Here is an 11436-nt window from a genome sequence, read left to right as displayed (position 1 = left end):
TTCCGCCAGGCCGTCACGGACCTCGGAGCCGTTCAGCGCTTCATCAAGCCCCACTGCCCCTGGACCAACGGCAAAGCCGAACGCTTCAACCGGACCCTGCAAACCGAATGGGCCTACCGGCAGGCCTTCACAAGCAGCACCCACCGCCAAGCCGCACTTGCGCCCTGGCTCCAGCACTACAACACTGAACGAATCCACACCGGCATCGGAACCACACCCACCACCCGGGTGTCACCAACCTGATGGCTCAGTACACTTAGGGCCGCGGTTTCCCGGAGCTGCAGGGGCTCAGGCCCCGGGCTGCCGGGAATCTTTGGGGCGGTTGTCCGTGTGGACGGCAATGTCGGGATTTTCGTCCACGAGGCGGTCTTCGGCCTCGGCGTCGGCCACCTCGCCTGCGCTGCGCATCGGCTTGGCCTTGCCCGAGAACCGGTGGTGGAGCGTCGCAGTGGCCGCGTCGCGCTGCTTCTGGAAGAACAGGAAGCTGACGGCAAAGGACATCATTCCGGCGCACAGGGCGGCCAGGAGCACCCCCAGCTGCAGGTAGAGAAAGAGCGCAAACAAGGGCGCAAACAGCGCCAGCCGAATCAGGGTGTATTTGAGGAAAGCCACGTCTCAAGTTTAGCCGCCAGGACGGCGCCCCGCGTCGGCCGTCCCGCTCCCCTCGGGCGCGGTGCCGGCGGCCTGCACCCGGGCATAGTGACCGGCGCCGTCGAGGCGCCCGACGGCTAGACTGAAGGTATGCTCCGTGTAGTGGTTCCGATCGTCATACTGGCCGTGTTTGTCTATGGACTGGTGGACCTCATCCGCACTGACGCGCGGCTGACCAGGGGCATCTCCAAGACCGCCTGGATCTTCGTGCAGGTCCTCCTCCCCGTGGTCGGCGCCACCCTGTGGTTTCTCCTGGGACGCCCCCGCGCCACGGACACCGCGCCGGTCGCCTACAGCCACCCCGTAGCGCCCGATGACGACCCCGAATTCCTGCGCAATCTTGAGATCCGCCACCGCAACCAGGCCGAGGCCGACAGGCTCAAGAAGCTCAAGGAAGAGCTCGACGCCAAGGACCGCAAGCACGACGCCGGCAACACGGAAGCCGGCGGCAGCGAAGGCGCCGGCGGTGCCCACGAACCCGGCGATGCCGGAACGCCCGGCACGGACGAGGTCAAGTAACGGTCACGTAGCAGTCAAATAGCACCGACGCCATTGCGGCTCCGGAATGGCGTAGGCCGTGGGGTCGATTGACCCTTCGTTCCGGAGATCCATCTGCGGCCATTCGCCGCAGATGGCCGGAATCCCACGCTCTAAGCGGCCATCTCCGGCAAACGGCCCCCACGCATCCGCGCCCGCCCCTGCTGAGCGCGCCTCCTCTCCTCCCCCACACCCTGCCCGCACTGTGGATAACCTCCAAGCCCCACCGGCGCGGGCGCAGAATGCCCGTATGCGTCCGCCCAGTGAGCTCCCCCCACATCTTCGAAACCAGCCCTTCACCGTGGCCGAGGCCCGCACTGCCGGGTGGGGCGACAACGGACCCGGGCCAGGGATCTCGTCAGCCCCTGTTACGGGGTGCGCGACACGGCCGCCACCCCAGACAGTTTGCTGAAGCGTGTGCATGCCGTGACCGCGGTGACGGGCGCAATCGTGAGCCACCTGTCTGCGGCAGTGCTGTGGGGATTTCCCCTGCCGCAGGCCCTGGAGAACCTGGCGGTCATCCATCTGACGAGTCGGCCGGGCCACCGGGCGGTGCGGCATAAGAATGTGGTGGGCCACCAGCAGGCGCTTGAACCGGAGGAGATCGTGACCGGGGCCCGGGTGAGCTGCACCTCCCCGCTGCGGACGTGGTTCGATCTCGCCGGCATCCTAGGCCTCGATGACTTGGTGATCGCAGGGGACTTCCTGCTGCGGCGGAGAAACCCATTGACCACGATCCATGGGCTGGACGCGTTCCTCGCCGGGAAGCAAGGCAGAGCGGGCTACCGGCGGGCTATGCAGGCCCGCTCCCTGATGCGCGCCGACACTGACTCCCCCAAGGAGACCGAACTCCGGCTGCTCCTGATTCGGCATGGCCTGCCCGAACCCCGAATCAACGTGCCCATGTTCGATGAGACCGGCGGTTGGATCCAGGACCCGGACCTCGCCTACGAAGAAGAAAAGATCGCGATACGACGGCGGGCATCACGCCAGTCCGGCCCAGCGTCGCAGCGACATCTTCCGGGATGAGAACGCCAGGGACGCCGGGTGGTGCGTGGTCGTACTGACGCAATGGCACCTGACGCCGCCCGGCCCTGGGATGGAGCCTGCCGCGGTTACCCGCGTGCGTGCGGCGCTAACGGAGCGCGGCTGGACTCCCGGCCCAGGCCGGAAGCCGGTGCGACGTCAACGTCCCCGTCCGCAACCGCACCCACCTGACACCAATGGCCGCTAAGCACGGCGGCATAGCGGCCATCTGTGGCGAATCGATGGGCGCGGGCCCGCACGGCCCGGGAGCGCCCGGCCTGGGTGCGGTTGGGCTGCGGTGCGGCTTACAGTCCCGAGTAGGAGTGCAGGCCGTTGAAGAACTGGTTCACGATCGTGAAGTTGAAGACCACGCACAGGTAGCCGACGATCGACAGCCAGGCGGCACGGGTTCCGGTCCAGCCCCGGGTGGCGCGGGCGTGCAGGTATCCGGCGTAGACCACCCAGATCACGAATGTCCAGACTTCCTTCGTGTCCCAGCCCCAGAACCGGCCCCAGGCTTTCTCCGCCCAGATGGCGCCGAACATGAGCGTAAACGTCCAGCCGACGAACGCGATCGCGTTGATGCGGTAGGACAGGTTTTCCAGGCTCAGGGCGTTCGGGACCAGGCGCATGAAGCCCAGCTTGTCGGCTCCGCCGGCGGCGATGGTCTTCTGCCGGTGCGACTGCACGAGCTGCAGCGCGGACATCGCGAAGGTCAGGGTGAACAGGGCCGAGGACATTACCGCGATGGAAACGTGGATGATCAGCCAGTAGCTCTGCAGCGCCGGCACGAGGTGGCCCACGGGGGTCCAGAAGGCGATGGAGGCGGCAACCAGCATGATGATGGCCAGGCCGATCACAAACGTGCCCAGGAAGCGCAGGTCGCGGCGGATCAGCACCAGCAGGAAGACGGCCACGGCCACGAACGCACCCGTGGTGAGGAATTCGTACATGTTGCCCCACGGCACCCGGCCAGCACCGAGCGCGCGGGTGATCACGCCGGCCGCATGAATCGCGGCGCCGAGGACGGTCAGCGCGACGGCGACGCGGGCGGGGGCACGCCGCTCGCCGGCGTAGCGCATGCTGCCGTCGGCGGTCTGGCCCGCGCCTGCGGCGGTGCCGAGGCGGGAGGTGGCCGACGTCGGACGCTCGGCCCGGCCTGCCGGGCCGCTGACGTCCGCATCGGAGCGGGCGACGTCGGCTCCGGCGGCCCCGGCGCCGACGCCAACGGGAACGCGCGCGGCATTGGCCTCGGCCGCCCCGGAGAGCTCCGCGGCCTTGAGGTCCACCGCACGCAGCGTCTTGCTGCTCTTGGCCAGGTCCCAGGCGAAGGCGATGAACGCCACCGTGTACGTGCCGGCGGCCAGCAGCATGAACAGCTCGCTGTACTGGCCCATTGTTTCGTTGATCGAGAACGGCATTACTGATCCTTCTTCGACTCGGAAGAGCCGGCTGTTGACTGGATGAAGTCTTCTGCGGGTTGTTCAGGAGCGGCGTGCGCGCCGCTGGCACTCGTGCTGCCTGTTGCCGTGCTGGCCTTATCCGCCCGGTCATTATCCGCTGTTGCGCTGGGAGCGGGCTGGGAGCCGGTCGCGGCCTCATCGCCCAACAGCCAATCGTCGGAAAGGAGTTTGCGGATTGCCGCGGCCTCCCCGGCCAGGCGGTGGTCCTCACCGCGGGCCAGGAGACCGTACTCCACCATGGTGCGGCCGTCCTCGTGGGTGCCGGTGCGGACCCAGACGCGGCGGCGGTTCACATAGAGCGAGGTCACGAGCCCGGCCACGGCCAGGAGCGCGAAGATCAGGGCGTACAGCTGGCCGGGGTTGTGGTGGATGTCCACGCCGATGTAGCGCTTGACGCCGTCGAAGCTGATGGAACCCTTGCCGTTCGGCAGCGTGTAGCTGCTTCCGGGCGCCAGGACGATGCCCTTGGTGTCCAGGTTCCTGGCGTTGAGCGGCGTCAGTTTCTTGACGTCGAGCTCGAAGACGTTCTGCGGGGAGCCCGCGTCCAGACCGAGATCGCCGAAGTAGGAGTTCAGGGTCAGCTGCGGGTTGATGAGCTCCGGATCACCGCTGAAGGACACGCCCTTGTCGGTGACGAACGCCGTCGGCAGGAAGAACCCGGCGAAGGCGAGCTGTTCGGGTTTGGCGTCCGGAACCTTGATGACGACGGAGGAGTAGTAGTTCTCGCCCTGGAGCTTGGCGACCACGGGCCCCTGCATGGCAACATTGCCTGCGCCGTCGCGGATCGTGACGACGGGAGCGTAGCCGTTGCCAGTGAGGTACACACTGGTGCCGCCGAGGCTGAGGGGGTCGTTGACTTTCAGCACCTCCTTCTTGGCGGGTGCGTCCGGGTTTTCCTTCGTGGTCACCGCGGCGGTGAAGTCGATGGGCTGACCGAACTTGCCCTTTGATTCACGGTCGAAGGTGATGTCGAACTTGTCCAGCTGGACCGAATAGGGCTGCAGCTGGCTGCTCTGGAAATTGGTGCCGGGGGTGAACTGGTCGTAGCCGACGAGGGTATTGACGAACGTGTCGCCTTCCACCAGGATCCGCTGCCCGCTGTAGCCGAAGAGGCCGCCGGCCGCCACCGAGACCAGCACCCCGATCAGCGCGGTGTGAAAGACGAGGTTGCCGACTTCCTTCAGGAAGCCACGCTCGGCACCCAGGGACGGGCGGGCGCCGTCGCGGTCCCGGACGTCGACGCGGTAGCCGCGCTTTTTCAGCAGCCCGGCGGCGTCGCTGATGGCGGCCGACGCCGGGATCCCGGCGTCGGCCGGAATCACCAGGGTGCCGTATTCGGGCAGCCTGGACAGGCGGGCGGGGGTGCGCGGGGGCTGGGAGCGCATCGCTTTGTAGTGCGCGATGGCGCGCGGTATCACGCAGCCAATCAGCGAGACGAACAGCAGGATGTAGATCGCGGAAAACCAGGCCGAGGAGTAGACGTCGTAGAGCTGCACCGAGTCCAGGATCGAGCCATAGTCCGGGTGGTCCTTGATGTACTGCGTGACAATCGCCGGGTTGGCCGGGCGCTGCGGGAACAGCGAGCCGGGCACGGCGGCGACGGCCAGCAGCAAGAGCAGGAACAGGGCTGTGCGCATGCTGGTCAGCTGCGTCCACGCCCACCGGAGCATGCCCAACGGACCCAGCGTGGGCAGGACGGCCTCGGGCTTCGGGGACTTCTTCTTTTCGTTCACGCGCTCGCTCATCAGATTGGCAAATTCACATCGGTTTGGAACCAGTACTGCAACCCGGACACCCAGGTGCCCCACACACCGCTCGCCATCAGGATTCCAAGCAGGATCAGGATGCCGCCGCCGGTGCGCTGGATGGCGAGCCGGTGGTTGCGGAAGAAGGACATCACGCCGATGCCGCGGCGCACGGCCAGGGCGATCAGCAGGAACGGGATTCCCAGCCCAAGGCTGTAGACGAACGCCAGGAACGCCCCCTTGGCCGCCGAGGAGCCGCCGGAGAGGCTAAGCAGCTGGACGGCCGAGTACGTCGGACCGATGCACGGTGCCCAGCCCAGCCCGAAGGTGATGCCCAGCAAGGGCGCGCCCCAGAGGCCGGCGGGTGGTTTGGCATGGATCTTGGCATCGCGCTGGAGCCAGCCGAAGCCGCCCATGAACACCACGCCCATGACGATCACCAGGATGCCCAGCAGCTGGGTGATCCACATGTTCTGTGAGCCGGTGATGAAGCTGCCCAGCTGCCCGAAGGCGCCGCCGAGCAGCACGAAGATCACGGAGAAGCCCAGGACGAACAGCCCGATGCCGGCCAGCATGCGCCCGCGCCTTTGCTTCTGCAGGTCGACGCCGGTCAGTCCCGTGACGTAGCCCAGGTATCCGGGCACCAGCGGGAGGACGCAGGGCGAGAGGAAGGAGACCAGTCCGGCCAGCAGCGCGACGGGAATGGCAAGCAGCAGCGATCCGTTCAGGATGGCTTCGGCGAAGGGGCTGTTCACGGTGGGGCCGCGCTACTCGGCCACGGCGGCGGCGATGAGGGACTTCAGCGTGCCCTGCTGGATTTCGCCCAGGACCCGGGAGGCGACGCGGCCCTGCTTGTCCAGCACGAGGGTGGTGGGCACGGCGCCTGGCGGCACGAGGCCGGAGACGGCCAGCAGCACGGCGCCGTCCTTGTCATTGAAGCTCGGGTACGTCAGGTTGAAGGTCTTGTCGAACGCATCGGCCGTGGCCTTCTCATCGCGCAGGTTGACGCCGAAGAACTGCACGCCCTTGGTCTTGAATTCCTGGTTCAGCGCCTCGAGGGAGGGCGCCTCGACCCGGCAGGGGGCGCAGGCGGCAAACCAGAAGTTCAGCACGGTGACCTTGCCGGGGAAGTCCGCCGACGTGACGGCCGTGCCGTCGAACAGCGTCCCCTTGAGCGCCACGGGACTCTTACGGTCCGCGACGGCGAACTCGGTCACGGACCCGTCGCCGGCCACGTAGTTTTTGTTGTCCCCGGCCTTGGCCTGTTTGGCGAGGGCGTCGTCCTGGGCGCAGCCGGACAGCCCGAACATGGCGGCCAGCGCGGCCCCGCCGGCGGTCAGGACGCTGCGGCGGGACAATGGATTGTTGTCGCGGCGGTTCGCGGCCATGGTCAGGCTCCCGGGGTGCTGGCGGCACCGGGCAGAAGGGCGGCAGCGGGCTCGCTGTAGTCGACGCGTACGAGGCCGCCGGTGTCGTCGAACACCAGGGACGTCAGGGACGTCAGGGTGCATTCGCGCTTGCGCGGGTCGTGCCACAACGGCCGGCCTTCGGCGCTGAGCCGCGTGGCCCAGATGGGCAGCTGGTGGCTGACAAGGATGGCTTCGGCCCCGTTGCCGCCCAGCTCGATGGCACGGACGCGTGCGTCCTGGACGGCCGCGATGACCCGCGCGGCCTGCTCCTTGTACGGCTCACCCCAGGAGGGCCGCAGCGGGTTGTACAGCCGGGCCCAGTGCTTGGGCCGCAGCAGCTCCGCCTTCGAGACGCGGAGGCCCTCAAAGTAGTTCGCGGCCTCGATGATGCGGGATTCGGTGGCAATCTCCAGGCCCAGGGCGTCGGCGATCGGCTGCGCCGTCTCCTGCGCGCGGGTCAGTGGGGACGCGGCGAGGTGGACGATCCTGGCCCCTTGCGCGGACCGCTCCCTGAAGTGTTCCGCCAGGGTGCGGGCCATCTCCCGGCCGAGTTCGGAGAGGTGGAATTCCGGCAGCCTGCCGTACAGGACACCATCGGGATTGTGGACCTCGCCGTGGCGGAGCAAATGAACAGTGGCTTGGGGCATGTCTACCAGTTTCTCAAAGATGCCGGTCGATCTGAAATCTTCTACGGGAGGTAGAACTGATGAGTTTGGAAAAATGTTCCCTGGAGTTGGAATAAAAGATGCAAATGCATGTTTATACTGGGTGAAGCAGTTAGTTGAGATTTCAACCAATGATGCTTCAACTAGCGATCAGACGAACCACCGCAGTACCAACCCGACTCAAGGAGAACCACCATGGCACTTCCCGCAAACGTCACCACCGGCACCTGGACCCTCGACCCGTCGCACAGCGAGATCGGCTTCACCGTCCGCCACGCCGGCATCAGCAAGGTCCGCGGTCAGTTCACCGACGCCGCCGCCACCCTGGACCTCGCCGAGAACGTCACCGACTCCAAGGTCAACGCCTCGATCAAGACCGCAAGCTTCGACTCCGGTGACGCCAACCGCGACGGCCACGTCCGCGGCGAAGATTTCTTCGACGTCGAGACGTTCCCGGAGATCTCCTTCGTCTCCAACAACATTGTTCCCAAGGGCGACGCCTACGAGCTCCAGGGCGACCTCACCATCAAGGGCATCACCCGCCCCGTGGCCCTCGAGACCGAATTCAACGGCGTGGCCGTCGATCCCTTTGGCAACACCCGCGCCGGCCTGAGCGCCGAAACCACGATCAGCCGCAAGGACTTCGGGCTGACCTGGAACGCCGTCCTCGAAGCCGGCGGCGTGCTGGTCAGCGACAAGGTTGCCATCAACCTTGAACTGGCCTTCATCGCTCCCGCAGCATAGCCAGCATCAAGCACGGTCACGGCCCGGTCACTCCCGTCCGCGCCTGACGGCCGACGCCGGCCAGCCGGCTCCAGCGCCCTGCTTCATCTTCGCGATGAAAGCGGGGCGCTGCTGTTTTCGCCGCTGCCGCCTGCCCCTCTCGGGCGCCGCCGTCGGGCACCGCGACGCGACTGCAGATTCCCTAGATAACGGGGAAACGGCGGTCTACAGTGAGAGCCATGAGCAACCCGAGTGATGTACCTCCGCAGCAGCCGGGCGCCCAGCCGCCGGCGTCGGGCAGCGTCCCGCCCGCCGGCCCACCGCGGCTTCCCGCGAACCCGCCGTCCCCTCCCGGATACCAGGCACCGCCCCCTGGGTACCAGGCACCGCCGCCGGGTTACCAGGGCCAGCCGGCGCCAGCCGGCGGATTCCGCTTCGAGATGCCCGCCGACCGCCCCAGGAACTTCGGCGATGCACTGCCTGCCGGCGGGCTCTCCGGCATGTTCAAGGTTGCTGCAATGCCCACCGAGCTGAAGGTCTCCTACTGGATCTGGCTGATCGGCGGGCTCCTGGGCCTCCTCGGTGGAGTCATCGGGTTGTTCGGGTCCTTCGTCCTGGTCGCCTTCGCGCCGGCAATCGGGCTCCTGGTGCTGTTGCTCGTGATCGTGGCGCTCGCGCTGGCAACCGCTCAGATCCTCCTGGCCATGAAGATGAAGGAAGGCCGGGAATGGGCCCGCTTCGCCCTCACCATCCTTGCCGGCATCTCCCTGGTGCTGGCACTCATCAGTTCCGGCATCGCCGACGGCCGGGCGGGCGGAAACCTCCCGGGCTTCCTCATCAGCCTCGTGGCGACAGTGCTCATGTGGCTGCCGAACGCACAGGCCTGGTTTGTCGCCAACCGGGGCCGAATCTAGGCCTGCCGCCGCACAGGGCACCCGCGGAATCGTGGCCGCGCCGGGGCTTCCCCGCCGCTGCGCGCCGGCCATCGAATGAGGCTTGAGAATACCTCTCCGGAATGATCCACACGGTGGCCAGCCCGCGGTACGGTGGAGCTAAACCATGCTGGGGGCAGGGCAGGATCTCTGGTCCCGGTGGCCGATTCGATCGATCGACACGCAAAGGACCGCTTCATGAGCAATCCCCCAGTCCAGCCCCCGCCTCCCAACGGCTCCGAGCCGGGCGGCGAATCCACTCCGGCCCCGCCGGCATACGGCCAGAACGCCCCGCAGGCACCGCAGTACGGCCAGCAGGCACCCCCGGCATACGGCCAGAACGCCCCGCAGACACCGCAGTACGGCCAGCAGACGCCCCCCGCCTACGGCCAGAACGCCCCCCAGACACCTCAGTACGGCCAGCAGACGCCCCCAGCCTACGGCCAGAACGCCCCCCAGACACCTCAGTACGGCCAGCAGACACCCCCAGCCTACGGCCAGAACGCCCCCCAGACACCTCAGTACGGCCAGCAGACACCCCCAGCCTACGGCCAGAACGCCCCGCAGACACCGCAGTACGGCCAGTCCCCGTACGGCCGATCCCCCTACGCCCAGTACCCGTCCCAGCAGCCGCACGCTCAGGGCCCGGTTCCCCAGTTGGTCAATACGTCGTTCTGGCTAATCATCGCAGCCGGAGCCCTGTGGGTCATCTCCATGCTGGTGTCCCTGGGAACCCTGGACACCCCTGCCGTCAGGGACATGTTCGAGCAGCAGATGACAGCCAGCGGCACGAGCGTCGACTTCGAATCCATCAAGGGTGTCCTGATCGGCACCATCGTGGTGTTTGCCGCCATCAGCGCCGGGCTGTACGCCCTCGTGGCATTCAATGTCCGCAAGGGCAAGAACTGGGCCCGCATCATGGGCACCGTGTTCGCCGCATTGTCGGTCTTCAACATCATCCCGCTCAGCCTCGCCACGCTGGCGGCACTCGTGGGCATTGCGGCTATCGTGCTGCTTTACCTGCCCGCGGCAGCACCGTATTTCCAGAAGCGGCAGTCCTTTGCCAACCCCTATGGACAGCCCGGAGCCCCCTTCGGGAAGTAGCTTCGCCAGGAACCAACCTGTGGGGTACTCAGCGGGCGCGGGAACTGGAGGGCTGGCCGATCTTAGTCGGCGTCTTCCGGGTCCTGCGCCCTCTGTGCGTGGTAGGCCAGAATCTGCAGTTCCGTTGCCATGTCCACCTTGCGGAGGTTGACTCCCGGGGGGACCTGCAGCATCACCGGCGCGAAGCTGAGGATGCTCCGCACGCCGGCGGCTATCACCCGGTCGCAGACGTCCTGGGCCACCGCCGCGGGCAAGGCGAGGACCACCATGTTGGCACCGGTCCGTTGCAGTACCGGCTCAAGGTCGGCGGCGTCGCTGACCCGCAGCCAACCGACTTCACTGCCCACCACCATCTGGTCGGCGTCGAAAATCGCCACAATGTCAAAGCCCCGAGACTCGAATCCGCCGTACCGGGCCAGGGCTTTGCCGAGGTTGCCCGCACCGACGATCGCGACTTTCCAGTCATGCGTCAGCCCGAGGGCAGCGGCGATGTTGCGGTTGAGGTACTGGACCTCATAACCGACACCCCGGGTTCCGTAGGAGCCGACATAGGAGAGGTCCTTGCGCAGCGTCGAGGAGCTGACTCCGGACGCCTCGGCCAGCGACTCGGACGAGACCCGGTCCACCCCGTCAGCCAGCAGTGTGGTCAGGGCGCGCAGATAGATGGTCAGCCGGGCCACGGCCGCAGGCGGAATCTGTTTGGCCGCAGTCCCGGCTCCGCCGGGGACAGGCCCGGGAGATGAATCCAGCGAAGTCACTATCTGCTCCATTGCGTCGCGTTGTGCTTCCCACTCTAGAGCCCCCGCGCATCACCCAACAAAGCACCCCGCCGTCAGGAGGGCTGGTCGAGGACCCGTTGCAGGGTCCGGGTCAGGCGGGCCTCGTCGATCTTCCAGAAATCCCGCTGGACGCCGTTGACCAGCACCACCGGGATCTCCTCGGCAAAGCGTTCCCGCAGCCCGGCGTCGTCGTCCACCGATTTTTCCGACCAATCTATTCCGAGCGCAGCGGTGACCCGGCCGACGGCGGCACGCGCCTCTGTGCACAGGTGACAGTCAGCCTTGGTGATCAGAACGACATCGGGTAACTGTGCGGGTTTGGCCATGCATCCACCGTAGCCCGGCGGCCACTTCGGCGTCGACGCGCGGCGCAGTCCGCCCGGGTCCGGGCCGTCCTGCCGC

The 11436-nt window shown here is 67.0% G+C and carries 14 protein-coding genes; 6 read left to right on the top strand and 8 right to left on the bottom strand.

Annotated features, from left to right (window positions below; genetic code table 11):
• Positions 1–243 (top strand): integrase core domain-containing protein (locus tag B5X90_RS19270; RefSeq protein WP_143264822.1); only part of this gene is annotated, 243 nt, incomplete at its 5' end.
• A 45-nt stretch (positions 244–288) separates the two neighbouring features.
• Here the strand turns inward: B5X90_RS19270 and B5X90_RS19265 are convergent.
• A complete protein-coding gene (locus tag B5X90_RS19265) occupies positions 289–612 on the bottom strand; it encodes a DUF4229 domain-containing protein (RefSeq protein WP_079555519.1) in 324 nt (107 codons plus the stop codon).
• 129 nt (positions 613–741) lie between these two features.
• Here B5X90_RS19265 and B5X90_RS19260 point away from each other — a divergent pair, with 129 nt between their 5' ends.
• On the top strand, positions 742–1170 hold the full coding sequence (locus B5X90_RS19260) for a PLD nuclease N-terminal domain-containing protein (protein ID WP_079555518.1): 429 nt from the start codon (positions 742–744) through the stop codon (positions 1168–1170).
• 393 nt (positions 1171–1563) lie between these two features.
• Entirely contained in the window at positions 1564–2217 is a 654-nt protein-coding gene (locus B5X90_RS19255) for a hypothetical protein (RefSeq protein WP_256860340.1), read from the top strand.
• A gap of 302 nt (positions 2218–2519) precedes the next feature.
• On the opposite strand, the gene ccsB is transcribed toward B5X90_RS19255, so the two are convergent.
• From ccsB to B5X90_RS19230, 5 genes are read right to left on the bottom strand one after another with little or no spacing between them, the layout of a single operon-like run.
• Positions 2520–3635, bottom strand: a complete 1116-nt coding sequence (gene ccsB / locus B5X90_RS19250) for a c-type cytochrome biogenesis protein CcsB (RefSeq protein ID WP_079555517.1) — start codon at positions 3633–3635, stop codon at positions 2520–2522.
• The gene (locus tag B5X90_RS19245) at positions 3635–5422 is read right to left on the bottom strand and encodes a cytochrome c biogenesis protein ResB (RefSeq protein WP_079555516.1); all 1788 of its coding nucleotides are present in this window, start codon (positions 5420–5422) and stop codon (positions 3635–3637) included. Before B5X90_RS19245 ends, ccsB begins: the two co-directional genes overlap by 1 nt.
• The gene (locus B5X90_RS19240; protein WP_079555515.1) at positions 5422–6177 is read right to left on the bottom strand and encodes a cytochrome c biogenesis CcdA family protein; all 756 of its coding nucleotides are present in this window, start codon (positions 6175–6177) and stop codon (positions 5422–5424) included. The genes B5X90_RS19245 and B5X90_RS19240 overlap by 1 nt, the downstream gene beginning before the upstream one ends.
• A 12-nt stretch (positions 6178–6189) precedes the next feature.
• Entirely contained in the window at positions 6190–6810 is a 621-nt protein-coding gene (locus B5X90_RS19235; RefSeq protein WP_079555514.1) for a TlpA family protein disulfide reductase, read from the bottom strand.
• Positions 6811–6812: 2 nt separating this feature from the next.
• Entirely contained in the window at positions 6813–7478 is a 666-nt protein-coding gene (locus B5X90_RS19230; protein WP_079555513.1) for a histidine phosphatase family protein, read from the bottom strand.
• Positions 7479–7691: 213 nt separating this feature from the next.
• On the opposite strand from B5X90_RS19230, the gene B5X90_RS19225 reads away from it, so the two are divergent.
• From B5X90_RS19225 to B5X90_RS19215, 3 genes are all read left to right on the top strand, one after another.
• Positions 7692–8240 (top strand): YceI family protein, encoded by a 549-nt coding sequence (locus tag B5X90_RS19225; protein ID WP_079555512.1) that lies wholly within the window; start codon positions 7692–7694, stop codon positions 8238–8240.
• Positions 8241–8458: 218 nt separating this feature from the next.
• Entirely contained in the window at positions 8459–9133 is a 675-nt protein-coding gene (locus tag B5X90_RS19220; RefSeq protein ID WP_256860339.1) for a hypothetical protein, read from the top strand.
• Between the two features lie 216 nt (positions 9134–9349).
• Positions 9350–10255: a Yip1 family protein gene (locus B5X90_RS19215; RefSeq protein WP_079555511.1), complete on the top strand. Its 906-nt coding sequence runs from the start codon at positions 9350–9352 to the stop codon at positions 10253–10255.
• Positions 10256–10317: 62 nt separating this feature from the next.
• Here the strand turns inward: B5X90_RS19215 and B5X90_RS19210 are convergent, their stop codons facing one another.
• Positions 10318–11013 carry a redox-sensing transcriptional repressor Rex gene (locus B5X90_RS19210; protein ID WP_079555510.1) on the bottom strand — a complete coding sequence of 232 codons (696 nt, stop codon included), beginning with the start codon at positions 11011–11013 and terminating at the stop codon, positions 10318–10320.
• A gap of 74 nt (positions 11014–11087) precedes the next feature.
• On the bottom strand, positions 11088–11360 hold the full coding sequence (locus B5X90_RS19205) for a glutaredoxin family protein (protein ID WP_079555509.1): 273 nt from the start codon (positions 11358–11360) through the stop codon (positions 11088–11090).
• Positions 11361–11436 lie beyond the last annotated feature (76 nt).

Origin of the sequence: Arthrobacter sp. 49Tsu3.1M3, from assembly GCF_900168135.1 — a bacterium.
GTDB lineage: Bacteria > Actinomycetota > Actinomycetes > Actinomycetales > Micrococcaceae > Arthrobacter.
This window is presented reverse-complemented; position numbering and strand designations above follow the sequence as displayed.